Source organism: Pseudomonas sp. ANT_J12 (assembly GCF_008370045.1).
Taxonomy (GTDB): Bacteria; Pseudomonadota; Gammaproteobacteria; order Pseudomonadales; family Pseudomonadaceae; genus Aquipseudomonas.
The window spans coordinates 976952-1000920 of the sequence record NZ_VOBN01000001.1 but is presented as its reverse complement, the minus strand read 5'-3'; the positions used below and the strand labels follow the sequence as shown (position 1 = coordinate 1000920).

25 protein-coding genes are annotated in these 23969 nt (G+C 60.6%); 14 read left to right on the top strand and 11 right to left on the bottom strand.

The features are described 5' to 3' along the window. Positions 1-34 precede the first annotated feature (34 nt). The 5 genes from FQ192_RS04900 (at position 35) to tldD (ending at position 8504) form a co-directional block, all read left to right on the top strand. Positions 35-631: a nucleoside triphosphate pyrophosphatase gene (locus tag FQ192_RS04900; RefSeq protein ID WP_149657595.1), complete on the top strand. Its 597-nt coding sequence runs from the start codon at positions 35-37 to the stop codon at positions 629-631. 57 nt (positions 632-688) lie between these two features. After that, positions 689-2146 carry a ribonuclease G gene (rng, locus tag FQ192_RS04895; RefSeq protein ID WP_149657594.1) on the top strand — a complete coding sequence of 486 codons (1458 nt, stop codon included), beginning with the start codon at positions 689-691 and terminating at the stop codon, positions 2144-2146. Positions 2147-2221: 75 nt separating this feature from the next. Continuing rightward, positions 2222-6025 carry a YhdP family protein gene (locus FQ192_RS04890; protein ID WP_149657593.1) on the top strand — a complete coding sequence of 1268 codons (3804 nt, stop codon included), beginning with the start codon at positions 2222-2224 and terminating at the stop codon, positions 6023-6025. Between the two features lie 169 nt (positions 6026-6194). Next, positions 6195-7043, top strand: coding sequence for a carbon-nitrogen hydrolase family protein (locus tag FQ192_RS04885; protein ID WP_149657592.1), 849 nt, complete (start codon positions 6195-6197; stop codon positions 7041-7043). An 18-nt stretch (positions 7044-7061) separates the two neighbouring features. Next, positions 7062-8504, top strand: coding sequence for a metalloprotease TldD (gene tldD, locus FQ192_RS04880; protein WP_123405271.1), 1443 nt, complete (start codon positions 7062-7064; stop codon positions 8502-8504). Positions 8505-8552: 48 nt separating this feature from the next. On the opposite strand, the gene yjgA is transcribed toward tldD, so the two are convergent. Continuing rightward, complete coding sequence (yjgA, locus tag FQ192_RS04875; RefSeq protein WP_149657591.1) at positions 8553-9077, bottom strand: ribosome biogenesis factor YjgA; 525 nt, start codon at positions 9075-9077, stop codon at positions 8553-8555. Positions 9078-9184: 107 nt separating this feature from the next. On the opposite strand from yjgA, the gene pmbA reads away from it, so the two are divergent. The 6 genes from pmbA to FQ192_RS04845 all read left to right on the top strand — a co-directional run bounded on the left by pmbA (position 9185) and on the right by FQ192_RS04845 (position 14513). Further along, positions 9185-10531, top strand: coding sequence for a metalloprotease PmbA (gene pmbA, locus FQ192_RS04870; protein WP_149657590.1), 1347 nt, complete (start codon positions 9185-9187; stop codon positions 10529-10531). A 212-nt stretch (positions 10532-10743) separates the two neighbouring features. Then, positions 10744-11139 carry a FagA protein gene (locus FQ192_RS04865; RefSeq protein WP_149657589.1) on the top strand — a complete coding sequence of 132 codons (396 nt, stop codon included), beginning with the start codon at positions 10744-10746 and terminating at the stop codon, positions 11137-11139. Further along, complete coding sequence (locus FQ192_RS04860; RefSeq protein ID WP_149657588.1) at positions 11132-12508, top strand: aspartate ammonia-lyase; 1377 nt, start codon at positions 11132-11134, stop codon at positions 12506-12508. The genes FQ192_RS04865 and FQ192_RS04860 overlap by 8 nt, the downstream gene beginning before the upstream one ends. A 27-nt stretch (positions 12509-12535) precedes the next feature. After that, positions 12536-12976, top strand: coding sequence for a hypothetical protein (locus FQ192_RS04855; RefSeq protein WP_149657587.1), 441 nt, complete (start codon positions 12536-12538; stop codon positions 12974-12976). 1 nt (position 12977) lies between these two features. Further along, entirely contained in the window at positions 12978-13589 is a 612-nt protein-coding gene (locus tag FQ192_RS04850; RefSeq protein WP_149657586.1) for a superoxide dismutase, read from the top strand. A 30-nt stretch (positions 13590-13619) separates the two neighbouring features. After that, the gene (locus FQ192_RS04845; RefSeq protein ID WP_149657585.1) at positions 13620-14513 is read left to right on the top strand and encodes a ZIP family metal transporter; all 894 of its coding nucleotides are present in this window, start codon (positions 13620-13622) and stop codon (positions 14511-14513) included. Between the two features lie 68 nt (positions 14514-14581). Here the strand turns inward: FQ192_RS04845 and FQ192_RS04840 are convergent, their stop codons facing one another. From FQ192_RS04840 to FQ192_RS04795, 10 genes are all read right to left on the bottom strand, one after another. Next, positions 14582-14857 (bottom strand): HPr family phosphocarrier protein, encoded by a 276-nt coding sequence (locus FQ192_RS04840; protein WP_149657584.1) that lies wholly within the window; start codon positions 14855-14857, stop codon positions 14582-14584. Between the two features lie 15 nt (positions 14858-14872). Beyond that, on the bottom strand, positions 14873-15730 hold the full coding sequence (gene rapZ, locus FQ192_RS04835) for an RNase adapter RapZ (RefSeq protein ID WP_149657583.1): 858 nt from the start codon (positions 15728-15730) through the stop codon (positions 14873-14875). Between the two features lie 2 nt (positions 15731-15732). Further along, the gene (gene ptsN / locus FQ192_RS04830; protein ID WP_149657582.1) at positions 15733-16197 is read right to left on the bottom strand and encodes a PTS IIA-like nitrogen regulatory protein PtsN; all 465 of its coding nucleotides are present in this window, start codon (positions 16195-16197) and stop codon (positions 15733-15735) included. A gap of 12 nt (positions 16198-16209) precedes the next feature. Next, positions 16210-16518 (bottom strand): ribosome hibernation-promoting factor, HPF/YfiA family, encoded by a 309-nt coding sequence (hpf, locus tag FQ192_RS04825; RefSeq protein ID WP_149657581.1) that lies wholly within the window; start codon positions 16516-16518, stop codon positions 16210-16212. Between the two features lie 73 nt (positions 16519-16591). Continuing rightward, positions 16592-18085 carry an RNA polymerase factor sigma-54 gene (locus tag FQ192_RS04820; RefSeq protein WP_149657580.1) on the bottom strand — a complete coding sequence of 498 codons (1494 nt, stop codon included), beginning with the start codon at positions 18083-18085 and terminating at the stop codon, positions 16592-16594. A gap of 185 nt (positions 18086-18270) precedes the next feature. Beyond that, the gene (gene lptB / locus FQ192_RS04815) at positions 18271-18996 is read right to left on the bottom strand and encodes an LPS export ABC transporter ATP-binding protein (RefSeq protein WP_054049904.1); all 726 of its coding nucleotides are present in this window, start codon (positions 18994-18996) and stop codon (positions 18271-18273) included. Next, complete coding sequence (gene lptA, locus FQ192_RS04810; RefSeq protein ID WP_149657579.1) at positions 18996-19544, bottom strand: lipopolysaccharide transport periplasmic protein LptA; 549 nt, start codon at positions 19542-19544, stop codon at positions 18996-18998. Before lptA ends, lptB begins: the two co-directional genes overlap by 1 nt. After that, positions 19531-20103, bottom strand: coding sequence for an LPS export ABC transporter periplasmic protein LptC (lptC, locus tag FQ192_RS04805; RefSeq protein WP_149657742.1), 573 nt, complete (start codon positions 20101-20103; stop codon positions 19531-19533). The genes lptA and lptC overlap by 14 nt, the downstream gene beginning before the upstream one ends. Positions 20104-20116: 13 nt before the next feature. Beyond that, positions 20117-20641 (bottom strand): HAD family hydrolase, encoded by a 525-nt coding sequence (locus tag FQ192_RS04800; protein ID WP_149657578.1) that lies wholly within the window; start codon positions 20639-20641, stop codon positions 20117-20119. Then, on the bottom strand, positions 20641-21615 hold the full coding sequence (locus tag FQ192_RS04795; RefSeq protein WP_149657577.1) for a KpsF/GutQ family sugar-phosphate isomerase: 975 nt from the start codon (positions 21613-21615) through the stop codon (positions 20641-20643). The genes FQ192_RS04800 and FQ192_RS04795 overlap by 1 nt, the downstream gene beginning before the upstream one ends. Positions 21616-21890: 275 nt before the next feature. On the opposite strand from FQ192_RS04795, the gene FQ192_RS04790 reads away from it, so the two are divergent. From FQ192_RS04790 to mlaD, 3 genes are read left to right on the top strand one after another with little or no spacing between them, the layout of a single operon-like run. Then, positions 21891-22700, top strand: coding sequence for an ATP-binding cassette domain-containing protein (locus FQ192_RS04790; protein WP_054049897.1), 810 nt, complete (start codon positions 21891-21893; stop codon positions 22698-22700). After that, positions 22700-23497 carry a lipid asymmetry maintenance ABC transporter permease subunit MlaE gene (gene mlaE, locus FQ192_RS04785; RefSeq protein ID WP_133838548.1) on the top strand — a complete coding sequence of 266 codons (798 nt, stop codon included), beginning with the start codon at positions 22700-22702 and terminating at the stop codon, positions 23495-23497. The genes FQ192_RS04790 and mlaE overlap by 1 nt, the downstream gene beginning before the upstream one ends. Next, positions 23497-23964: an outer membrane lipid asymmetry maintenance protein MlaD gene (mlaD, locus tag FQ192_RS04780; protein ID WP_133838549.1), complete on the top strand. Its 468-nt coding sequence runs from the start codon at positions 23497-23499 to the stop codon at positions 23962-23964. The genes mlaE and mlaD overlap by 1 nt, the downstream gene beginning before the upstream one ends. Positions 23965-23969: the final 5 nt, after the last annotated feature.

Sequence of the window (23969 nt, the reverse complement as noted above, 5' to 3'; positions counted from 1 at the left end):
CATTTGCCCGCACCTCGACAAGGGAGATGTCTGGATGAAATTGCTTTACCTCGCCTCAGGCTCGCCGCGTCGGCGTGAACTGCTCACGCAGATCGGCGTGCCGTTCTCCGCCATCAGTGCGGACATCGACGAAACCCCTTTGCACAACGAAACCCCATCGGCCTATGTCGAGCGCCTGGCGCGCGGCAAGGCCGAGGCCGGGCGCGGCACTGTCGTGTCCGACGCAGCGTTCTGTGTATTGGGCGCGGACACTGCCGTGGTGCTGGACGGGAAAATTCTCGGCAAGCCGGTGGACGAAGCCGACGCTTGCGCCATGCTTATGCTGTTGGCAGTGCATGAACACGAAGTGCTGACGGCGATTGCCGTGCTCGAAGGTGAGCGTTGCGAGTCGCGGGTGGTGCGCAGCCGGGTGCGGTTTCGTGACATCAGCCGCGAGGAAGCAGCGGCCTATTGGGCCAGCGGCGAACCCCGGGACAAGGCCGGCGGCTATGGGATTCAAGGACTTGGCGCGGTGTTTGTCGCCGGGCTCGATGGCAGCTATTCGGCGGTGGTCGGATTGCCACTGTGCGAAACCGCAGAACTCCTCGGCCATTTCGGCATACCCTGTTGGCAAACCCTAAACGCGCGCTAAGCGTCGTACTGACTAGATGCGGCCATTTTCGTGAACATGCCTGAACGAGACCCTGCCATGAGTGAAGAGATTCTGATCAACATCACGCCGATGGAATCGCGCGTGGCGGTGGTCGAAAACGGTGTTCTGCAAGAGGTTCATGTCGAACGCACGCAAAAGCGCGGGATCGTCGGCAACATCTATAAAGGCAAGGTCGTGCGGGTGCTGCCGGGCATGCAGGCGGCGTTCGTCGACATCGGCCTGGACCGCGCCGCATTTATTCATGCCTCGGAAATCTCCCTGCGCGAAGGCCCGGCGGTCGAAAGCATCAGCAGCCTGGTGCACGAAGGCCAGAGCCTGGTAGTGCAAGTCACCAAGGACCCGATCGGCTCCAAAGGCGCGCGCCTGACCACCCAACTGTCGATCCCGTCGCGTTATCTGGTGTACATGCCGCGCACGGCCCACGTCGGCATTTCCCTGAAGATCGAAGACGAAGCCGAGCGCGAACGCCTCAAGCAAGTGGTCACCGATTGCGTGGCCAAGGAAGGCATCAAGGAAGCTGGCGGTTTCATCCTGCGCACCGCCGCCGAAGGGGCTGGGGCCGATGAAATCCTCATGGACATCCGCTACCTGCGCCGGCTGTGGGACCAGATCAACGCCCAGATCAAAACCATCGGCGCGCCAAGTGTGATCTACGAAGACCTCGGCCTGGCCCTGCGCACCTTGCGTGACCTGGTGAGCCCGAAGATCGAGAAGATCCGCATCGACTCCCGGGAAACCTTCCAGAAAACCACGCTATTCGTCGCCGAACTGATGCCGGAAATCGCGGATCGCCTTGAGCACTACCCCGGCGAGCGGCCGATTTTTGACCTGTACGGCGTCGAAGACGAAATCCAGAAAGCCCTGGAGCGCAAAGTGCCGCTCAAGTCCGGCGGTTATCTGGTGGTGGACCCGGCAGAAGCCATGAGCACCATCGACGTCAACACCGGGGCGTTCGTCGGTCATCGCAATCTCGAAGAAACCATCTTCAAGACCAACCTCGAAGCCGCCACCGCCATCGCCCGCCAACTGCGCCTGCGTAACCTCGGTGGGATCATCATCATCGACTTCATCGACATGGAAGATGAAGAGCACCAGCGCCAGGTGCTGCGCACCCTTGAGAAGCAGTTGGAACGCGATCACGCCAAGACCAACATCATCGGCATCACCGAGTTGGGCCTGGTGCAGATGACCCGCAAACGCACCCGCGAAAGTCTCGAACAGGTGCTGTGTGAACCGTGCAGCAGTTGCCAGGGCCGCGGCAAGTTGAAGACACCGGAAACGGTCTGCTACGAAATTTTCCGCGAAATCCTCCGCGAAGCCCGCGCCTATCAGGCCGAAGGCTATCGTGTATTGGCGAATCAGAAAGTGGTGGACCGTTTGCTCGATGAAGAGTCGGGCAACGTCGCCGAGCTGGAAGGGTTTATCGGCCGCACCATTCGGTTCCAGGTCGAAACCATGTATTCCCAGGAACAATACGACGTGGTGCTGCTCTGAATCTCCAGGTTTCACCGCGACTAGAACGGCTGGCCTCAGCTTTTTGCAATATTTTTGCCATGGGAGCCACCTGACATGGACCGTCTGACACGCATTTTGGCTGCACTGACCCGCTGGGGGCTGGGCCTGTGTGCGTTGGTTCTGGTGCTGATGGCGTTGTACGTCAGTCTCGGCCGAGAGCTGGCGCCGCTGGTGGCCGAATACCGCGCCGACATCGAGACCAAAGGCACTGAAGCGCTGGGCATGCCGCTGCAAATCGGCAAGCTGGAAGGCAGGTGGAGCGGTTTTGCGCCGATCCTGCTGGCGCACGACGTGACGGTCGGCGCGGGCACCAATGCCCTGCGCCTGGACAACGTGCGGGCCGTGCCGGATCTGTGGGCCAGCCTGTTGGCGCGCGAAGTGCGCATTGCCCACCTGGAACTCAATGGCCTGAAGATCAGCCTCAAGGAAGGTGAGGATGGCCAGTGGGCGCTGGAAGGTTTGCCGGTGCAGCAAGACCAGCCCATGGACCCGGCGCAACTGCTCAATCGCATGCAGATGGTCCAACAGCTGTCGGTGCTCGACAGCCAGATCACTTTGCAGCCGCTGGACCATGAGCCGCTGACCTTGACTTACGTCGGCCTGAATCTGCAAACCGGCGCTTCCCGTCAGCGACTCGACGCGCGCCTGACCCTGCCTGATGGCCAGCCTGTGGCCATGAGCCTGCGCACCCGTGTGCGCGCCAGTGCATGGAAGGACGGTGCAGCCGAGGCTTACCTGAGCCTGCCGCAAAGCGACTGGTCGAAATGGTTGCCCGCACGCCTGACCCGGCAGTGGAATTTCTCCGAGATCAAGGCCGGCGGCGAGCTGTGGCTGACCTGGGGCGAGGGCGCGGTGCAAAGCGCGGCGATTCGTCTCAACGCCCCGCAACTCAAGGGCGCCTACGCCGAGCGCAAGCCAATCCAGATCAACAATTTTGCCCTCAACGGCTACTTCCAGCGCAGTGACGAAGGCGCCCTGGTGACCCTTGATTCCTTGTCGATGAACTTTGGCGACACGCGCTGGGAAACCCATCTGCAACTCAAGCAAAGCGTCGCCACGGACAAGACCGCGGAGCTCTGGCACCTGCAAGCCGACCGTCTCGACCTGACCCCGCTGACGCCACTGCTCAATGCGCTGGGGCCGTTGCCGGAAGGCGTGGCCACCGCCGTCGAGAAGCTCAAGGTTACCGGCGCCCTGCGTAACGTGTTGATGGATTTTCGGCCCAACGCCACCGACGACAGCAAATTCGGTTTCGCCGCCAACCTGGAGCGCGTCGGCTTCGACGCCTATCACGGCGCTCCGGCGGCGCGAAATGTCAGCGGCAGCATCAGCGGCGACCTCGGTCACGGCGAGCTGCGCATGGACAGTAAGGACTTTTCCCTGCACCTGGACCCGATTTTCGCCAAGCCATGGCAATACATCCAGGCCAATGCCCGGCTGACCTGGAAACTCGATAAAGACGGCTTCACCCTGATCGCGCCGTACCTGAAAGTATTGGGCGAAGAGGGCAAGATTGCCGGCGACTTCCTGATCCGCCTGCATTTCGATCGCACCCAGGAAGACTACATGGACCTGCGGGTCGGCCTGGTGGACGGCGACGGCAAATACACCGCCAAGTACCTGCCCACCGTGCTCAGCCCGGCACTGGACGAATGGCTGCGCACGGCGATCCTCAAGGGCGCGGTGGACCAGGGGTTCTTCCAGTACCAGGGCTCGCTCAATCATGGCGCCGAAGACACGGCGCGCAGCATCAGCCTGTTCTTCAAGGTGCATGACGCCGAACTGGCGTTCCAGCCGGGTTGGCCGCACGTGAGCAAGGTCAGTGGCGATGTCTTCATCGAAGACAGCGGTGTGCGGATCCTGGCCAGCAAGGGGCAATTGCTCGACACCCAGGTCAGCGACATCTACGTCAACATCCCCCACGTGCCGGCCGGGCAAAACGTCCACCTGTTCCTCGACGGCGGGTTTGCCGGCGGCTTGGGCGATGGCCTGAAGATTCTGCAGCAAGCGCCGATCGGCACCGCTGACACTTTTGCCGGTTGGGAAGGCGAGGGCGACCTGCAGGGCAAGCTCAAACTGGACATTCCGTTGGCCAAGGGCGAGCTGCCGAAAATCCTGGTCGACTTCAAGACTGCCAAGGCGAGGCTGAAACTGGCCGAACCGACGTTGGAACTGACGCAGCTCAAAGGCGATTTCCGTTTCGACAGCACCAAGGGCTTGAGCGGGCAGAACATCACTGCGCGGGCTTTCGACAAACCGGTGAGCGCGCAGATTTTTGCCGATGGCAGCCCGGGCAAGCTCAATACCCGGGTCACGGCGTCCGGTCAGGTCGAGGTGAAGAAACTCACCGACTGGCTGAACGTGACCCAGCCGTTGCCTGTGTCCGGCGTCGTCCCGTATCAGTTGCAACTGAACCTCAATGGCGCCGACAGCCAATTGGTCGTCAGCTCGAATCTCAAAGGGGTTGCCATCGATCTGCCCGCGCCGTTCGGCATGGCCGCCGATGTGGGGCGTGACACGGTGTTCCGCATGTCCCTGCAAGGGCCGGAGCGGCGTTACGGCGTCACGTATGGCGACCTGGCGAACTTCACGTTCGCGTCACCCCCCGGCAATTTTGCCGACGGTCGCGGAGAATTGTTCCTCGGTAACGGCACCGCCGTCTTGCCGAACGCCAAGGGCCTGCGTATCAGCGGTGTGCTGTCGGAGCTGGATGTCGGCCCGTGGAAAGAGCTGGCGGACAAGTACGCCGGCCAGGACCCGGGTGGCAGCGCCAAGCAGTTGCTCAGCGGCGCAGATTTCAAGGTCGGCAAGCTCAGTGGCATAGGGCCAACCCTCGATCAGGTGTCGGTGCAGTTGAACCGCAAACCGTCGGCCTGGGCGTTGCAGCTCGACAGTCAGCAGGCCAAGGGCAGCGCGACGATCCCCGACGCGAAAGCCGCACCGATTGCGATCAATTTGCAATACGTACGGTTGCCGGCGCCGGATCCGACCGTGCTGGCCGACGAAAACTCGCCGGACCCGCTGGTCTCGGTGGACCCGACCAAGATCCCGGCGCTGGATATCACCATCAATCAGCTGTTCCAGGGCAATGACCTGGTCGGCGCCTGGTCACTGAAAATCCGCCCGACCGCCAAGGGCATCGCCCTCAATACCCTGGACATGGGTCTCAAGGGCATCCTGTTGCAGGGCAGCGGTGGCTGGGAAGGCACGCCGGGCGCGACCAACAGTTGGTACAAGGGCCGGATCAGCGGCAAGAACCTGGCCGATGTGCTCAAGGGCTGGGGCTTTGCGCCGAGCGTGACCAGTGAAGAGTTTCATATGGATGTCGACGGTCGCTGGCCCGGTTCGCCGGCGTGGCTGGCCACCAAACGCTTCTCCGGCAGCCTCGATGCGTCGCTGAATAAAGGTCAGTTTGTCGAAGTCGAAGGCAGCGCCCAGGCGTTGCGAGTGTTCGGCCTGCTCAATTTCAACTCCATCGGCCGCCGTCTGCGCCTGGACTTCTCCGACCTGTTCGGCAAAGGCCTGAGCTACGACCGGGTCAAGGGCCTGCTGGTGGCGAGCAACGGCGTGTACGTGACCCGCGAGCCGATCCTGTTGACCGGTCCGTCGAGCAACCTGGAACTCAATGGCACCCTGGATCTGGTCGGCGATCAGGTCGATGCCAAGTTGCTGGTGACCTTGCCCCTGACCAACAACCTGCCGATTGCCGCGCTGATTGTCGGCGCGCCGGCCATTGGCGGTGCGTTGTTCCTGATCGACAAACTGATTGGCGACCGCGTGGCGCGTTTTGCCAGCGTGAAGTACAGCGTCAAGGGGCCGTGGAAAGAGCCGAAGATCACCCTGGACAAGCCGTTTTGAAAAAACACGCTCTGGGTTGATGGAGTAGCATGGCGCTAATCCTTGTAGGAGCGAGCGGTGCGGCGATCCGACTTGCCCGCGAAGGCGTGTTTCCTGACACCCTGCGGTGTATCGGTTCGCGGGCAAGCCTCGCCTACGGGTCATGTGTTGTTTTGAATAAGGAATGGCCATGTCTGTAGCGGTGATTCAAATGGTCAGCCAGAGCGATGTGCTGGCTAATCTGGCCCAGGCCCGGCGCCTGCTTGAACAAGCGGCGAACGCCGGCGCACGGCTCGCGGTGCTGCCGGAAAACTTCGCCGCCATGGGCCGTCGCGACATCGCCGACATCGGCCGCGCCGAAGCCATGGGCGAAGGCCCGATCCTGCCGTGGTTGAAACAGACCGCACGCGCCCTCAAGTTATGGATAGTCGCCGGCACCTTGCCATTGCCGCCGGTGGATCAGCCGACGGCGAAAGTGCATGCCTGCTCGCTGCTGGTGGATGACCAGGGCGAAACCGTCGCGCGGTACGACAAGTTGCACCTGTTCGACGTCGATGTGGCGGACAATCGCGGGCGTTACCGTGAATCCGATGACTATGCTTATGGCAGTGGCGTCGTGGTGGCGGACACCCCCGTCGGTCGAGTCGGCCTGAGCGTGTGTTACGACCTGCGTTTCCCGGAGCTGTACAGCGAATTGCGCGCTGCCGGTGCGGAGTTGATCACCGCACCCTCGGCCTTTACCGCCGTGACCGGCGCGGCCCATTGGGATGTGCTGATCCGTGCACGGGCCATCGAAACCCAGTGTTATGTGCTCGCGGCCGCTCAAGGTGGCGCCCATCCGGGGCCGCGAGAGACTTACGGACATGCCGCCATCGTCGACCCGTGGGGCCGCGTGCTGGCGCAACAGGATCAAGGCGAGGCCGTGCTGCTGGCCGAACGCGACAGCAGCGAACAGGCGTCCATCCGGGCGCGGATGCCGGTGTCCAGTCACCGGCGCTTTTTCTCGCAGGGCGTCCAGCGACCTGCCTCAGAACGATGAATTTAAGGCGTAAAGCATATGAGCGAGTTGTTGTCCTCAGTCAGTGACCACCTGTTAGCGCCCGGCGGCGTGACGATCGAGAGCCTGCAAAGTGTGCTCGGCGATCTGGCCGGCCCGGGCATCGATGCTGCCGATCTGTATTTCCAGGGCCAGATTTCCGAATCCTGGGCGCTGGAAGACGGGATCGTCAAGGAAGGCAGCTTCAACCTCGACCAGGGTGTCGGCGTGCGTGCGCAATCCGGTGAGAAGACCGGTTTTGCCTACAGCAATGCCATCACCCTCGAAGCCCTCGGCGCAGCGGCCCGTGCTGCCCGTTCGATCTCCCGCGCCGGGCAGAACGGCACGGTGCAAGCGTTCACCACCCAGGATGTCGCCCAGTTGTACGGGCCGGACAACCCGTTGGAAGTGCTGACCCGCGCCGAGAAAGTCGACCTGCTCAAGCGCATCGATGTCGCGACTCGCGCCCTCGACCCGCGTATCCAGCAAGTCACCGTGAGCATGGCCGGGGTTTGGGAGCGCATTCTTGTCGCGTCCACCGACGGCAGCCTGGCGGCGGATGTGCGGCCGTTGGTGCGCTTCAACGTCAGCGTGATCGTCGAGCAGAACGGGCGCCGCGAACGCGGTGGCCATGGCGGCGGCGGTCGCACTGATTACCGTTATTTCCTCAGCGACGACCGCGCCATGGGTTATGCCCGTGAAGCCTTGCGTCAGGCGCTGGTGAACCTGGAAGCGATTCCGGCACCGGCCGGCACGTTGCCGGTGGTGCTGGGTTCGGGCTGGTCCGGCGTACTGCTGCACGAAGCGGTCGGTCATGGTCTGGAAGGCGACTTCAACCGTAAAGGCAGTTCTGCTTACAGCGGGCGCATGGGCGAGATGGTTGCGTCCAAGCTGTGCACCATCGTCGATGACGGCACGTTGGCCGGGCGTCGTGGTTCGTTGAGCGTCGATGACGAAGGCACCCCGACCGAGTGCACCACGCTGATCGAAAACGGTGTGCTCAAGGGCTATATGCAGGACAAGCTCAACGCACGGCTGATGGGCGTTGCCCGTACCGGTAACGGTCGTCGCGAATCCTACGCGCACCTGCCGATGCCACGGATGACCAACACCTACATGCTGGCGGGTGAAAGCGACCCGGAAGAAATCATCAAATCGGTCAAGCGCGGCATCTATTGCGCCAACCTCGGCGGCGGCCAGGTGGACATCACCAGCGGCAAATTCGTGTTCTCCACCAGCGAGGCGTATCTGATCGAAGACGGCAAGATCACGGCCCCGGTCAAAGGCGCGACGTTGATCGGCAACGGCCCGGAAGCCATGAGCAAAGTGTCGATGGTCGGTAACGATCTGGCGCTGGACAGTGGTGTGGGGACGTGCGGGAAGGATGGGCAGTCGGTGCCGGTGGGTGTCGGCCAGCCAACGCTGAAAATCGATGCGATCACTGTGGGTGGCACAGGATCCTGATGGATGGAGCTTCGGGTGAACCGCTTGGCGGTTCACCCGATTCGGGACTTAACGCAGACCGCGTTGAGTCTCGTCCAGCTCACGGATGTACTTGAAGACTTTACGGCTCGATGCCGGTGGCTTGTTGGTCGCCAGTTCGTGCTGGGCCTGACGGATCAGGGAGCGCAACTGTTGACGATCAGCCTCCGGGTAGTCGAGCACGAACTTCTCCAGGACTGCATCGTCGCCCGTGATCAAGCGATCGCGCCAGCGTTCCAGGCCGTGGAAACGTTCGTTGTACTGCCGGGTGGAGGCATCGAGTTGATCGAGCAGCTTGAAAATGGCGTCAGTGTCCTGATCGCGCATCAATTTGCCGATGAACATCAGGTGCCGTTTACGCGCGATATTCGCGGTGTGCTTGGGCGCATCGGCCAGGGCCCGGCGCATGGCGTCGGTCAACGGCAGTTTTGCCAGCAAGTCAGGCTTGAGCGTTGTAAGGCGTTCGCCGAGGTCAACCAGAGCATGCAGCTCGCGTTTAACCTGGGATTTGCTTTTTTCTCCCGTATCGAGGGAGTCGTCGTAAGAATCAACCATGGTGGCCGTCCGCAAAGAAACGCCGCCATGATAACCAGTCGGGGGCCGCTTGTCCGGCCCGGTCGCTCGAAGGCCTTACCGAAAGCAGAATTTGAGTGGAGAACAGCATGAGTGCAGTTGAAAGCGTCGGCCCACAAGCGTTGCCGGCACTGCAAGAGCAAGTCGAGCAGATCATCGCTGAAGCCAAGCGCCAGGGTGCCAGTGCCTGTGAAGTGGCGGTGTCGCTGGAGCAGGGACTGTCCACGTCGGTGCGTCAGCGGGAAGTCGAAACCGTCGAATTCAATCGTGATCAGGGCTTTGGCATCACCTTGTACGTCGGCCAGCGCAAAGGCTCGGCCAGCACCTCGGCCAGCGGCCCGGAAGCGATCCGCGAAACCGTCGCCGCCGCGCTGGCCATTGCCAAGCACACCTCGGAAGACGAAGCCTCGGGCCTGGCGGATGCCGCGCTGATGGCCAAGGATCTGCAGGATTTCGATCTGTTCCACGAGTGGGACATCACCCCCGAGCAAGCCATCGAAATGGCCCTGAGCTGTGAAGCGGCGGCGTTTGCCACCGACAACCGGATCAAGAATGCCGATGGCACCACCCTTAGCACGCACCAGGGCTGCCGCGTCTACGGCAACAGCCACGGTTTTATCGGCGGCTACGCGTCGACCCGGCACAGCTTGAGCTGCGTGATGATCGCCGAGGCCGACGGCCAGATGCAGCGCGATTACTGGTACGACGTGAACCGTCAGGGCAACTTGCTGGCCGACCCGGTGAGCATCGGCCAGCGCGCCGCGCAACGGGCTGCGAGCCGCTTGGGCGCACGTCCGGTGCCGACCTGTGAAGTGCCAGTGCTGTTTTCGGCGGAACTGGCCGGCGGGTTGTTCGGCAGCTTCCTGTCGGCGGTGTCCGGCGGCAGCCTGTACCGCAAATCGTCGTTCCTCGAAGGCACTCTGGGGCAGAAGCTGTTCCCGGAATGGCTGACCCTCGACGAGCGTCCACACCTGATGCGGGCCATGGGCAGTTCGGCGTTCGATGGCGATGGTTTGGCGACCTATGCCAAACCGTTCGTCGAAAATGGCGTCCTGGTGTCGTACATCCTCGGCACGTATTCCGGTCGCAAACTGGGCATGCCGAGCACCGCCAACGCGGGCGGCGTGCACAACCTGTTCGTCACCCATGGCGACGAAGACCAGGCCGCGCTGTTGCGTCGCATGGGCCGTGGCTTGCTGGTTACCGAGCTGATGGGCCAGGGCCTGAACATGGTCACCGGCGATTATTCCCGTGGTGCGGCGGGTTTCTGGGTCGAGAACGGCGAAATCCAGTTCGCGGTCCAGGAAGTGACCATCGCCGGCAACATGCGCGACATGTTCAAACAGATTGTCGCGGTGGGTAATGACCTGGAACTGCGCAGCAACATTCGCACGGGTTCGGTGTTGATTGAGCGGATGACGGTGGCGGGTAGTTAACCCAGACCGTTACACAACAGGCGCGCCACCCCATGGGTGGCGCGTTTTTTTTTGTGGCTCTTGTAGGAGCAAAGCTTGCTCGCGATGGCGTCCCCGAGATTGTCATCCCGAGCAAGCTTTGCTCCTACGGAGGCTGTGGCAAATAATCCCGGGGTTGTTTTGGTTCTCATTATCATCTAATAATAAATCTCATTACCGAATGAGCCCGGATTATGAGTTCTGCCTTGCACGAGCAGCCTTACCTCGAAAGCTGGCGCTGGATGAGTCGCCAGATTCGTTGCGCGATGGATCCCGATGAGCCGCGCCTGATCGAACATTACCTGGCCGAAGGCCGGTATCTGGCCTGTTGCACGGCCACCTCGCCCTGGACCATCGCCGAAACCTCTTTCCGTTTGTTGCTCGACACCGCCGCCGATGTCGCGCTGCCGTGGCACTGGCGAACCTTCTGTCTCGACCAGGCCTGGCGCCCATTGCGCGAACTGGAACGCCTCTCCCTGTGCAAATGCCGCCTCAAGCGCTGGCAGAGCTACACCTGGCAACTGGCGACCTGCGAGTTGCAGCCTTCGATTCCCCTCATAGAACTGGTGCAAGGATTTCCTGATGAGTAATACGCGTATCGAACGCGACAGCATGGGCGAGCTTCAAGTCCCGGAAGCCGCCCTCTACGGCGCACAAACCCAGCGTGCAGTGGATAACTTCCCGATCAGTGGCCAACCGATGCCGGTGCAGTTCATCCGCGCGTTGATCCTGGCCAAAGCTGCCGCCGCCCGGGCCAACGTCGAGCTCAAGCAGATCAGCGAATCCCAGGGCAAAGCCATCGTCGATGCGGCCCAAGGCCTGCTCGAAGGCGATTTCATGCAGCACTTCCCGGTGGATATTTTCCAGACCGGTTCCGGCACCAGCTCCAACATGAACGCCAATGAAGTGATTGCCACCCTGGCCAGCCGTTTGCTGGGCGAACCGGTGAATCCTAATGATCACGTCAACTGCGGCCAGAGTAGCAACGACATCATCCCGACCACCATTCACGTCAGCGCCGCATTGGCGTTGCACGAGCAATTGCTGCCGGCGCTGCTGCACCTGGTGCAAGTGATCGAGCACAAGGCCGAGCAGGTTCATCACCACGTCAAAACCGGGCGCACGCACCTGATGGACGCCATGCCGGTGCGCATGAGCCAGGTGCTCAACGGTTGGGCGCAACAGCTCAAGGCCAATATCGGCCACCTGCAAGACCTGCTGCCGAGCCTGCAATCCCTGGCCCAGGGCGGCACGGCGGTGGGCACGGGGATCAACGCCCATCCGCAGTTCGCGGCGCTGTTCAGTCAGCAATTGAGCAAATTGACCCAAGTGCAATTCCAGCCTGGCAAGGACCTGTTTGCGCTGATTGGCTCCCAGGACACCGCGGTCGCAGTCTCCGGGCAGCTCAAGGCCACCGCCGTGTCGCTGATGAAAATTGCCAACGACCTGCGTTGGATGAACTCCGGCCCGCTCGCTGGCCTCGGTGAAATCGAACTCGAAGCCTTGCAGCCGGGCTCGTCGATCATGCCGGGCAAGGTCAACCCGGTGATCCCGGAAGCCACGGCGATGGTCGCCGCTCAAGTGATCGGCAACGACTCTGTGATCACCATCGCCGGCCAGTCGGGCAATTTCGAATTGAACGTGATGCTGCCGATCATCGCCCAGAACCTGCTGAGCAGCATCGAGTTGCTGGCCAATTCCAGCCGTTTGTTGGGCGACAAGGCCATCGCCAGCTTCAAGGTCAACGAGGCCCGGCTCAAGGAAGCGTTGTCGCGCAACCCGATCCTGGTCACTGCACTCAACCCGATCATCGGTTACCAAAAAGCCGCGGAGATCGCCAAGAAGGCGTATCAGCAGGGCCGTCCGGTGATTGATGTCGCCCTGGAACACACCGACCTGACGCGCAGCCAACTGGAAGACTTGCTCAATCCAGAAAAGCTCACCGCTGGCGGCGTGTAACTCACGCTACTGCTTTGGAGGCACACCATGGAGCACTGGAAACGCACGATCGAAAGGGCTAATCGCCATTTCATGCTGGGCGAGTTCGTCGATGCCCGCGAGGCTTACTTGCAGGCACTGGCGCTGGCCCAGGTGTTGTTCGAGCGCTGGGCGGATGCCGACGAAGCGGTGGCCGCTTGCGTGATTTCCCACCACAACCTGGCGGACTTGCATTTGCGTCTGAACCAGCCGGAGGAGAGCGCCGAGTACCTGTGCGCGATCCATCAGCGCTTATTGCAGACCATGCAAGACTCGCGACTGGCCCCGGCGCTGCGCGAAGCCGCGTTGCGCCAGAGCAGCAAGACCTACGTCGAACTACTGAATTTCATCAGCGAACACGGCGAATACCCACGCACCCATCGTTTGCTGCACATGGAGGCGGCGTCGACGCGGCACCCGCCTGTCCCTCTTCACCATGGAGTCCATTGAAATGGCTTTTACCTTGCCTGTCTTGCCGTACGCTTACGATGCCCTGGAACCGCATATCGATGCGCAGACCATGGAAATCCACTACACCAAACACCACCAGACCTACATCAACAACCTCAATGCGGCCGTTGAAGGCACCGAGTTTGCCGAGTGGTCGGTGGAAAAACTGGTGGCCGGCGTCCAGCAACTCCCGGAAAAACTGCGCGCTGCGGTGATCAACCAGGGCGGTGGCCACGCCAACCATTCGCTGTTCTGGGAAGTCATGGCGCCCAATGCCGGCGGCAAACCGGACGGTGCGCTGGCCACGGCCATCGATGAGCAGTTGGGCGGCCTCGACAGCTTCAAGGAAGCTTTCACCAAAGCCGCGCTGACCCGCTTCGGCAGTGGTTGGGCGTGGTTGAGTGTCACGCCGCAAAAGACCCTGATCGTGGAAAGCAGCGGCAACCAGGACAGCCCGTTGATGAACGGCAACACGCCGATCCTCGGCCTCGACGTCTGGGAACACGCCTATTACCTGCGTTATCAGAACCGTCGTCCGGAATACATCAACGCGTTCTACAACGTGATCAATTGGCCCGAAGTCGCGGCGCGCTATCAGGCTGCGCTGGTTTAAGTCCTCTATAAAAACAATCCAAGGCTGACTATGGGCACTGAAACACTGGCGATCGGCGGCGGACGAATGTTCCGTTACGCGTTGGGATCGCTGTTGCTGCTGGCGGGAATGACGTTGTTGGTTGCCCAGGGATTGGCGTGGCTGGAACTTGAGCCGAGGTTGCTGCGTGCCCTGCAAGGTGGGGCAATTTGCGCCTTAGGCACGGCGCTCGGGGCGGTGCCGGTGCTGGTGATTCGGCGCATGCCCCAGGCGCTCAGCGATACCTTGCTGGGTTTCGGTGCCGGGGTGATGCTCGCGGCGACCGCGTTTTCGCTGATTGTCCCGGGCATCTCTGCGGCCGAAAGCCTGGGGCTGACGCCTTGGGTGGCCAGCGGCCTGATCAGTTTCGGCATCATGCTCGGCGCATTCGGATTGTTTCTGGTGGATCGCAAGGTCTCCGGGGCCAGTCCGGAAATGCTCGTTGGCACCTTGGAACGCCCGGTGATTGCGCCGCGAATCTGGCTGTTCGTGTTCGCCATCATTGCCCACAACATTCCGGAAGGCATGGCGGTCGGGGTTTCGGCCGGTGGCGGCATGCCTGACGCCGACAGCCTGGCCATGGGCATCGCCTTGCAGGATGTGCCCGAGGGACTGGTGATTGCGTTGGTGTTGGCCGGGGCGGGGATGTCGCGGGTCAAGGCGTTCCTGATCGGTGCGGCATCAGGCTTGGTGGAGCCGGTTTTCGCATTGTTGTGCGCGTGGCTGGTGAGCCTGGCGGAATTGCTGTTGCCGTTGGGACTGGCGCTGGCGGCTGGGGCGATGCTGCTGGTGGTGACCCATGAGGTGATTCCGGAGTCGCGGCGCAATGGTCACGACAAACTGGCTAGCCTGGGGTTGTTGCTGGGGTTTTGCTTGATGATGGTGATGGATACGGCGTTGGCGTAAAAAAGATCGCAGCCTTCGGCAGCTCCAGGATCGGCAAGGAGCTGCCGAAGGCTGCGATCTTTTGATGTTCAACCACCTTCGCCGAAGTAGTCGTTGATCAGGGCCACCAATGCCTGCAAGGCTTCGTCGGCCTGTTCACCTTCGGTACTCAGGTGAATGATGGTGCCCTTGCCGGCAGCGAGCATCATCATGGCCATGATGCTTTTACCGTCGACCATGGACTCGGGATTGCGTCCGACCCGGATCGTGCAATCCTTGAACTCACCGGCAACACCAACGAATTTCGCAGAAGCGCGGGCATGCAGGCCCAGCTTGTTGATGATTTCAATTTCCAGAGCAGGCATCGCGTAGTGAATCCTTTAGCTGAGGTCGCGGTGGCGAACCTGGACATTCTTCAGGGATTGTTGCAGGGCCTGGCCCAGACGTTCGGTCAGGTAGACGGAGCGGTGATGACCGCCGGTACAGCCAATGGCAATGGTGACGTAGGCGCGGTTGCTGGCGGCGAAACGGGGTAGCCACTTGAACAGATAGTTGTAGATGTCCTGGAACATCTCCTCGACGTCCGGCTGTGCCGCCAGATAGTCGGCCACCGGTTGATCGAGCCCGGACTGCGCCCGCAGTTCCGGCTTCCAGTAAGGATTGGGCAGGCAGCGCACGTCGAACACCACGTCGGCGTCCACCGGCATGCCACGCTTGAACCCGAAAGACTCCACCAGGAACGCGGTGCCTGGTTCCGGCTGGTTCAGCAGGCGCAACTTGATGGTGTCGCGCAACTGGTACAGGTTCAGGTTGGTGGTATTGATCTTGAGGTCGGCGAGGTCCGCAATCGGCCCGAGCAGTTGGGACTCGTCGTTGATCGCCTCGGCCAGTGAACGGTTGGCGTTGCTCAGCGGGTGCCGGCGGCGGGTTTCCGAGAAACGCTTGAGCAGGGTTTCTTCATCGGCATCCAGATACAACACATCGCACTGGATATGCCGGCTGCGCACTTCTTCAAGCAGTTCGGGAAAGCGCGACAAGTGGCTGGGCAGGTTGCGGGCGTCGATGGACACGGCGACCAGTGGTTGTGCCAGTTCGGTATGAATCAGGGCGCGTTCGGCCAGTTCCGGCAGCAGGCCGGCGGGCAGGTTGTCGATGCAGTAGTAGCCGTTGTCCTCAAGGACATTGAGCGCCGTACTTTTACCTGAGCCGGAGCGGCCACTGACGATGATCAAGCGCATGATTAGTGACCGTTTTGCTCGCTCAGGACGACCTGATACAAGGCTTCGTTGCTCGGGGCACTGCGCAGTTTCTCGCGGACTTCCTTGCGGTCAAGCATGCTGGCGATCTGGCGCAGCAACTCCAGGTGCGCATCAGTGGCGGCTTCCGGGACCAGCAGTACAAACAGCAGGTCCACCGGGGCGCCGTCGATGGCGTCGAAATCGATAGGTGCGTCAAGGTGCATCAGGGCGCTGATGGGCGAGGTACAGCCCTTCAGGCGACAGTGGGGGATAGCGATGCCGTTGCCAAAACCGGTGGAACCGAGTTTTTCACGGGCAATCAGAGCCTCGAAGACATCTTGCATCTCCAGATCCGGCACTTCCCGGGCGATCAGGTTGGCAATTTGCTCGAGGGCTTTCTTTTTACTGCCGCCCGGCACGTTCACGAGGGAACGGCCGGGGGTCAGGATGTTTTCAAGTCGGATCATGGGTTGGGGATGTTAACGACCGGTCGCGCCCTGGAGGAGGCTCTGGGTCTTTTCCTTATGCTTTTTGAGTTGTTTATCCAGCTTGTCGGTCAATGCGTCGATCGCCGCGTACATATCGGTATGTTCCGCGTTGGCGACCACTTCATTGCCGGGAATATGCAGGGTGGCTTCGATTTTCTGCTTCAGCTTCTCGACCGTCATCGTGACCTGCACGTTGGTGATCTTGTCGAAATGCCGCTCTAATCGTTCGAGCTTTTCGCCGATGTAGGCGCGCAGGGGTTCGGTCACTTCCAGTTGGTGTCCACTGATGTTGACTTGCATACAGCTTCTCCTTCGTTGCAAGTGCATAAAGCGGTAGATCAGATGATCTACCACTGGAACGCTGTGCTGTGGCTTACATCAACCGCTTGCGTTCGCTCGAAGGCGCGATTCCCAGGGATTCGCGGTACTTGGCGACGGTGCGGCGAGCCACCTGAATGCCTTGTGCCTCCAGTAAACCAGCGATCTTGCTGTCACTCAACGGCTTTTTCTGATTTTCCGCGGCAACCAGTTTTTTGATGATCGCGCGGATCGCTGTGGACGAGCATTCACCGCCTTCGGAGGTGCTGACATGGCTGGAGAAAAAGTATTTCAGCTCATATATACCCCGTGGGGTATGCATGAACTTTTGGGTGGTCACCCGTGAAATCGTCGACTCGTGCATGCCCACCGCTTCGGCGATGTCATGCAGGACCAGCGGTTTCATGGCTTCGTCGCCGTACTCCAGGAAGCCGCGCTGGTGTTCGACGATCTGGGTGGCCACTTTCATCAGGGTTTCGTTGCGGCTTTGCAGGCTCTTGATGAACCAGCGGGCTTCCTGCAACTGGTTGCGCATGAAGGTGTTGTCGGCGCTGGTGTCGGCGCGGCGTACGAAACCGGCGTACTGAGCGTTGACCCGCAGCCGTGGCACCGATTCCTGGTTCAGCTCCACCAGCCAGCGCTCGTTGTCCTTGCGCACGATCACGTCGGGCACGACGTATTCGGCTTCGCTGGACTCGATCTGCGATCCTGGGCGCGGGTTCAGGCTCTGGACCAGTTCGATCACCTGGCGCAGTTCATCTTCCTTGAGCTTCATGCGGCGCATCAACTGGCTGTAGTCGCGGCTGCCGAGCAGGTCGATGTAATCGCTGACCAGGCGCTTGGCCTCGGCCAGCCAAGGGGTCTTGGCGGACAGCTGGCGCAATTGCAGCAGCAGGCATTCGCCCAGGTTGCGCGCGCCGATGCCAGCCGGTTCGAATTGCTGGATGCGGTGCAGGACGGCTTCGATTTCGTCCAGTTCGATGTCCAGTTCCGGATCGAAGGCTTCGAGGATTTCCTCGAGGGTTTCGTCCAGGTAACCCTGATTGTTGATGCAATCGATCAGGGTCACGGCAATCAGGCGATCGGTGTCGGACATCGGCGCCAGGTTCAGTTGCCAGAGCAGGTGGCTTTGCAGGCTTTCGCCGACCGATGTGCGAGTGGTGAAATCCCATTCGTCGTCATCGTTGCTGGGCAGGCTGCTGGCGCTGGTCTGGTAGACGTCTTCCCACGCGGTGTCGACGGGCAGTTCGTTGGGAATGCGCTCGTTCCAGTCACCTTCCTCGAGGTTGTCCACCGTCGGGGCGGTTTCCTGGTAGGAGGGTTCTGAAACATCGGCGTTGGGTTGCTGTTCGGCTTTGTCGGCCAAGGGATCGGCGTTATCGAAGTCGTCGCCTTCTTCCTGGCGTTCGAGCATCGGATTGGACTCCAGGGCCTCCTGGATTTCCTGTTGCAGGTCCAGGGTCGACAATTGGAGCAGGCGGATGGCCTGTTGCAGCTGAGGTGTCATCGTCAGCTGCTGGCCCATTCTCAAGACTAGCGATGGTTTCATGGCAGGGGCTTAACACCTTATTTCGCCGGCGCGCATGCGCCATCCACTACAGGGCGCCGGAGCGCCAAACTTAAGCAAATTATATGCCCGAAACTGCATCGTTTGCCTAGAGCGCTGTAACAATAAAAACTTATTGATTTTTTATCGAGACAAGCGCTCGGACAACCAGCCAGACACCTCAGTGCTTAAAGGCGGAACTCATGACCCAGATACACTTCCTTGACCAGTTCGTTGGCCAGGATGGTGGCGGAGTCACCTTCGGCGATCAGTTGGCCATCGTTGACGATGTAGGCGGTTTCGCAGATATCCAGGGTTTCACGGACGTTGTGGTCGGTGATCAGCACGCCAATGCCCTTGGCCTTGAGGTGATGGATGATCTGTTTGATGTCGCCCACCGAAATCGGGTCCACGCCGGCGAAAGGTTCGTCGAGCAGGATGAATTTCGGGTTGGTGGCCAAAGCCCGGGCAATTTCCACCCGGCGGCGTTCACCACCGGACAGGCTCATGCCGAGGTTGTCACGGATGTGGCTGATGTGGAATTCCTGCAGCAGGCTTTCCAGCTCCTTGCGACGACCCGCCTTGTCGAGTTCCTTGCGGGTCTCGAGGATGGCCATGATGTTGTCGGCTACCGACAGCTTGCGGAAGATCGATGCTTCTTGCGGAAGATAGCCGATACCGGCCTTCGCACGACCGTGCATCGGCTGGTGGCTGACGTCCAGGTCGTCGATCAGTACGCGACCCTGATCGGCCTGCACCAGGCCGACGATCATGTAGAAGCACGTGGTCTTGCCGGCGCCGTTCGGGCCCAGCAGGCCGACGATCTGACCGCTGTCGATGGACAGGCTGACGTCACGCACGACCTGGCGGCTCTTGTAGCTCTTGGCCAGATGCTGAGCTTTCAGAGTTGCCATTACTTGGCCTTTTTCTCGTCGGTTTTCGGCTTCGGCTGGATCACCATGTCGATGCGCGGACGCGCCTCGGTGACCTTGCTACCCGTGGCACGGCCGGCGCTCGCCAGTTTCTTGACCGTGTCGTAGACGATTTTCTCGCCCTGGGTGGTGTTGTTGTCCTTGTCGACGACTTTGGCCTTATCGATCAGTACAACGCGGTTTTGCGCGGCATGGTACTGGATGGTCACGCCCCAGCCCTGAACAGGCTTGGTGTCACCAGCGGTCTGCAGTTGCTCGAAGTAAGCAAGATTGCCCACCGAGGTCACCACATCGATGTCGCCGGTCGGGGTACGGGTGATGGTCACGGTGTTGCCGGTGACCTTCATCGAACCCTGGGTAATGATCACGTCACCTTTATAGGTGGCAACGCCATTCTTGTCGTCCAGTTGGGCATCGTCGGCCTGAATACGGATAGGCTGCTCTTGATCGTTCGGCAGAGCCCAGGCGCTCACGCTTCCCAGTGCTGCGCCCAGACTGAGCAAAATAGGGAGGGTTTTAACGAGCCTCATACTGTCCTCTTACGTTCGATAGCAGATGTATTCTGCTTTCTTTCAAATACGCTTTCATTCCGTTGCCAGTCGACACACCACCAGCGCCGTCGATTCTAACGGGTTGATCGGTCTGCGCATATTGCTGCTGCGGGAACACGGTCATCCGGGTGCTGGTAACGATCAAATTACGGTTCTTTTCATCGGTGCGTGCAATACGCACCGAATCGATCAGTTCTACCTGGGTGCCGTCCGCGTTCACTTCACCGCGCAAACTGGTGACGTGCCATGGAAAATCGGTGCCGCGGTACATGTTCAGGTCCGGATTGGTCAGCAACGACACGTCGGTCGCCTTGAGGTGCTCGACCTTGTCGGACGTCAAGTCGTACTGCAGGCCACCGTCGGGCAGGTACTGCACGCTGTGGGCGTTAATGGCGTAATAGTCGATTGCACTTTCATCGACCGCGACGACCGGCTTGTCGAGGAAGCGTTCGGGGCTGATGTTCCAGTAGCCGACCGCCGCAAATATCGCAGCGATGCAACCGAACAGCATAAATCTGCGAAACTTTTTGCTCAAAATAAACATAAATGGCTCACAGGTACGCGGCGTTGGCCGCATCGAGGCGGCCCTGGGCGCGCAGGATCAATTCGCAGAATTCGCGGGCGGCACCTTCGCCGCCACGGGCCAGGGTGATGCCGTGGGCGTGTTCGCGCACGAAGCTGGCGGCATTGGCCACCGCCATGCCCAGGCCGACGCGGCGAATCACCGGCAGGTCTGGCAGGTCGTCACCGAGGTAGGCAACCTGTTCATAGCTTAGATTGAGTTGGGCAAGCAGCTCGTCGAGCACCACCAGTTTGTCTTCGCGACCCTGATACAGATGTGGAATGCCGAGATTTTTCGCTCGACGTTCGACCACCGGGGTCTTGCGGCCGCTGATGATAGCGGTCTGTACGCCGGCTGCCATCAACATCTTGATGCCTTGGCCATCGAGGGTGCTGAAAGTCTTGAATTCGCTGCCGTCTTCGAGGAAGTACAGGCGTCCGTCGGTGAGGACGCCGTCGACGTCAAAGACCGCCAGTTTGATGTTCTTGCCGCGTTGCAGCAGATCGTCGCTCATCACATTACTCCGGCACGCAGCAGGTCGGACAGGTTGAAGGCGCCCACCGGGCGGTCTTCCTTGTCGACGACTACCAGTGCGTTGATTCGATGGTCTTCCATGATTTTCAGGGCTTCGGCTGCCAGCATATCGGCCCGTGCGGTCTTGCCATGAAGGGTCATGACCTCATCAATGGTCGTGTGGTGGATGTCGATGGTCCGGTCGAGGGTGCGGCGCAAGTCGCCGTCAGTGAAGATCCCGGCCAGTTTGCCATTGGGTTCCACGATCGCGGTCATGCCCAGGCCTTTGCGGGTCATTTCCATCAGCGCGTCCTTGAGCAGCGTGCCGCGTTGCACCTGGGGCAATTCTGCGCCGGCGTGCATGACGGTTTCCACTTTCAGCAGCAGGCGGCGGCCAAGTGCGCCACCTGGATGGGAAAAGGCGAAGTCTTCCGCGGTAAAGCCGCGCGCTTCCAGCAGCGCCACGGCCAGGGCGTCGCCCATGACCAGGGCGGCGGTGGTGGAGGAGGTCGGCGCCAGGTTCAGCGGGCAGGCTTCATGCTCCACGTGTACGTTGAGATTGATCTCGGCGGCCTTGGCCAGCGGCGAATCCGGGTTGCCGGTCATGCTGATCAACTGGATGCCCTGGCGCTTGATCAGCGGCAGCAGGGTGACGATTTCATTGGTGGAGCCGGAGTTCGACAGCGCCAGGATGATGTCGTCGCGGGTGATCATGCCCATGTCGCCGTGGCTGGCTTCAGCCGGGTGCACGAAGAACGCCGTGGTGCCGGTGCTGGCCAGGGTGGCGGCAATCTTGTTGCCGATGTGCCCGGATTTGCCCATGCCCAGCACGACCACACGGCCTTTGCTGGCCAGAATCATCTCGCAAGCGCGTACGAAATCCGCGTCGATATGGGGCAACAAGCCTTGTACGGCTTCCACTTCGAGACGGATGGTGCGTTGTGCCGATTGAATCAGGTCGCTGGATTGGCTCATGTCAGAATCGTATAGCCCGATGAAAAGGCGGCGATTATAGCGGTAATGATCGAAACCCTCACGCTAGTTCGTCATGCTTTGTAAATAGCTGTAACCGAATCCTTCTAAATCAACGGATTTGCCTGTCCTGTTGCTGAACATGCCCCGGCTTGGGCCTTGGGCGCTTGGCCTTTGCAGTGATATAGTTCGCCGCCAGTTCGGCCTGCCCGGGGAGGTATGTGCTTTCGACAGAAAGCCAGGCGTCCGAGTGAGAGGCTGCATCGCAAGGAGTTTAGATGAGTGCCGATAACGCCTACGCGGTCGAGCTGAAGGGACTGACCTTCAAGCGCGGTACGCGCAGCATTTTCAATAACGTCGATATCCGTATCCCGCGCGGCAAGGTCACCGGCATCATGGGACCTTCCGGGTGTGGCAAGACCACGCTATTACGGCTGATGGGCGCGCAGTTGCGACCTACCAGCGGCGAAGTCTGGGTCAACGGCCAGAATTTACCCAAATTGTCTCGCAGCGATCTGTTCGATGCGCGCAAGCACATGGGCGTGCTGTTCCAGAGCGGCGCACTGTTTACCGATCTCGATGTATTCGAGAACGTTGCTTTTCCGCTGCGCGTCCATACCGAGCTGCCGGAAGAAATGATCCGTGACATCGTCCTGCTCAAATTGCAGGCCGTGGGCTTGCGTGGCGCCATCGACCTGATGCCTGACGAATTGTCCGGCGGCATGAAGCGTCGCGTCGCGCTGGCGCGGGCCATCGCACTTGATCCGCAGATCCTCATGTATGACGAGCCCTTTGTCGGGCAGGACCCGATCGCCATGGGCGTGCTGGTGCGCCTGATTCGCCTGCTCAATGATGCACTGGGCATCACCAGCATCGTGGTTTCCCACGATCTGGCCGAAACCGCGAGCATTGCCGATTACATTTATGTGGTGGGCGAAGGGCAAGTCCTGGGGCAGGGCACGCCTGAAGAACTGATGAACTCGCAAGAGCCGCGTATCCGTCAATTCATGACGGGCGAGCCGGACGGTCCGGTCGCCTATCACTTTCCAGCGACGGATTACCGCGCAGATCTTCTGGGGAAGCGCTGATGCGCAAGATTTCACTAATAGAAAGAGTGCGCCGGTTCGGCCGCGCGGCCATCGATGCCGTGGGGGTGTTCGGGCGGGCGGCGATTTTCCTGTTCCACGCGTTGCTGGGTCGCGGTGGCATTGGCGGCGGTTTCGGCTTGCTGATCAAGCAACTGCATTCGATCGGCGTGATGTCTCTGGTGATCATCGTGGTCTCCGGGGTGTTTATCGGCATGGTGCTGGCGCTGCAAGGCTTCAATATCCTGTCCAGCTACGGTTCGGAACAGGCCGTCGGGCAGATGGTTGCCCTGACGCTGCTGCGTGAACTGGGGCCGGTGGTGACAGCATTGCTGTTCGCCGGGCGTGCCGGTTCGGCCCTGACGGCGGAAATCGGCAACATGAAGTCCACCGAGCAGTTGTCCAGTCTGGAAATGATTGGCGTCGACCCGCTCAAGTACATCGTTGCCCCGCGCCTGTGGGCCGGTTTCATTTCCCTGCCGGTGCTGGCGATGATTTTCAGCGTCGTCGGGATCTGGGGCGGTTCGTGGGTTGCAGTCGACTGGCTGGGCGTCTATGACGGCTCCTACTGGGCGAACATGCAAAACAGCGTGACGTTCAATGGTGACGTGCTCAACGGCATCATCAAAAGCATCGTTTTCGGGTTTGTCGTGACCTGGATTGCCGTATTCCAAGGGTATGACTGCGAGCCCACTTCCGAGGGGATCAGTCGTGCCACAACCAAGACCGTGGTGTATGCCTCTTTGGCAGTGCTCGGCCTGGACTTTATTCTGACCGCCTTGATGTTTGGAGATTTCTGATGCAAAACCGCACCCTGGAAATCGGTGTCGGCCTTTTCCTGCTGGCTGGCATCCTGGCTTTACTGCTGCTTGCGTTGCGGGTCAGTGGCCTGTCCCCGAGCGCGACCACCGAGTCATATAAACTTTATGCTTATTTCGACAATATCGCCGGTTTGACGGTCAGAGCTAAAGTGACCATGGCCGGTGTGACCATCGGCAAGGTCACGGCGATCGATCTGGACCGCGACAGTTTCACCGGTCGGGTGACCATGCAGCTGGAAAAGCGCGTAGATAATCTGCCGACTGACTCCACTGCATCTATCCTGACCGCTGGCCTGTTGGGCGAGAAGTACATTGGTATCAGCGTGGGCGGGGAACAAGCCTTGCTCAAGGATGGCGGGACCATCCATGACACCCAGTCGTCGCTGGTGCTCGAGGACCTGATCGGTAAATTCCTGCTCAATACCGTTAGCAAAGACGCCAAATGAGGAGC

What these genes read in the sequence shown, in the direction of transcription:
- FQ192_RS04900 (WP_149657595.1), top strand. Translation starts at nt 35, where the DNA reads ATGAAATTGCTTTACCTCGCCTCAGGCTCGCCGCGTCGGCGTGAACTG.
- rng (WP_149657594.1), top strand. Translation starts at nt 689, where the DNA reads ATGAGTGAAGAGATTCTGATCAACATCACGCCGATGGAATCGCGCGTG.
- FQ192_RS04890 (WP_149657593.1), top strand. Translation starts at nt 2,222, where the DNA reads ATGGACCGTCTGACACGCATTTTGGCTGCACTGACCCGCTGGGGGCTG.
- FQ192_RS04885 (WP_149657592.1), top strand. Translation starts at nt 6,195, where the DNA reads ATGTCTGTAGCGGTGATTCAAATGGTCAGCCAGAGCGATGTGCTGGCT.
- tldD (WP_123405271.1), top strand. Translation starts at nt 7,062, where the DNA reads ATGAGCGAGTTGTTGTCCTCAGTCAGTGACCACCTGTTAGCGCCCGGC.
- yjgA (WP_149657591.1), bottom strand. Translation starts at nt 9,077, where the DNA reads ATGGTTGATTCTTACGACGACTCCCTCGATACGGGAGAAAAAAGCAAA.
- pmbA (WP_149657590.1), top strand. Translation starts at nt 9,185, where the DNA reads ATGAGTGCAGTTGAAAGCGTCGGCCCACAAGCGTTGCCGGCACTGCAA.
- FQ192_RS04865 (WP_149657589.1), top strand. Translation starts at nt 10,744, where the DNA reads ATGAGTTCTGCCTTGCACGAGCAGCCTTACCTCGAAAGCTGGCGCTGG.
- FQ192_RS04860 (WP_149657588.1), top strand. Translation starts at nt 11,132, where the DNA reads ATGAGTAATACGCGTATCGAACGCGACAGCATGGGCGAGCTTCAAGTC.
- FQ192_RS04855 (WP_149657587.1), top strand. Translation starts at nt 12,536, where the DNA reads ATGGAGCACTGGAAACGCACGATCGAAAGGGCTAATCGCCATTTCATG.
- FQ192_RS04850 (WP_149657586.1), top strand. Translation starts at nt 12,978, where the DNA reads ATGGCTTTTACCTTGCCTGTCTTGCCGTACGCTTACGATGCCCTGGAA.
- FQ192_RS04845 (WP_149657585.1), top strand. Translation starts at nt 13,620, where the DNA reads ATGGGCACTGAAACACTGGCGATCGGCGGCGGACGAATGTTCCGTTAC.
- FQ192_RS04840 (WP_149657584.1), bottom strand. Translation starts at nt 14,857, where the DNA reads ATGCCTGCTCTGGAAATTGAAATCATCAACAAGCTGGGCCTGCATGCC.
- rapZ (WP_149657583.1), bottom strand. Translation starts at nt 15,730, where the DNA reads ATGCGCTTGATCATCGTCAGTGGCCGCTCCGGCTCAGGTAAAAGTACG.
- ptsN (WP_149657582.1), bottom strand. Translation starts at nt 16,197, where the DNA reads ATGATCCGACTTGAAAACATCCTGACCCCCGGCCGTTCCCTCGTGAAC.
- hpf (WP_149657581.1), bottom strand. Translation starts at nt 16,518, where the DNA reads ATGCAAGTCAACATCAGTGGACACCAACTGGAAGTGACCGAACCCCTG.
- FQ192_RS04820 (WP_149657580.1), bottom strand. Translation starts at nt 18,085, where the DNA reads ATGAAACCATCGCTAGTCTTGAGAATGGGCCAGCAGCTGACGATGACA.
- lptB (WP_054049904.1), bottom strand. Translation starts at nt 18,996, where the DNA reads ATGGCAACTCTGAAAGCTCAGCATCTGGCCAAGAGCTACAAGAGCCGC.
- lptA (WP_149657579.1), bottom strand. Translation starts at nt 19,544, where the DNA reads ATGAGGCTCGTTAAAACCCTCCCTATTTTGCTCAGTCTGGGCGCAGCA.
- FQ192_RS04800 (WP_149657578.1), bottom strand. Translation starts at nt 20,641, where the DNA reads ATGAGCGACGATCTGCTGCAACGCGGCAAGAACATCAAACTGGCGGTC.
- FQ192_RS04795 (WP_149657577.1), bottom strand. Translation starts at nt 21,615, where the DNA reads ATGAGCCAATCCAGCGACCTGATTCAATCGGCACAACGCACCATCCGT.
- FQ192_RS04790 (WP_054049897.1), top strand. Translation starts at nt 21,891, where the DNA reads ATGAGTGCCGATAACGCCTACGCGGTCGAGCTGAAGGGACTGACCTTC.
- mlaE (WP_133838548.1), top strand. Translation starts at nt 22,700, where the DNA reads ATGCGCAAGATTTCACTAATAGAAAGAGTGCGCCGGTTCGGCCGCGCG.
- mlaD (WP_133838549.1), top strand. Translation starts at nt 23,497, where the DNA reads ATGCAAAACCGCACCCTGGAAATCGGTGTCGGCCTTTTCCTGCTGGCT.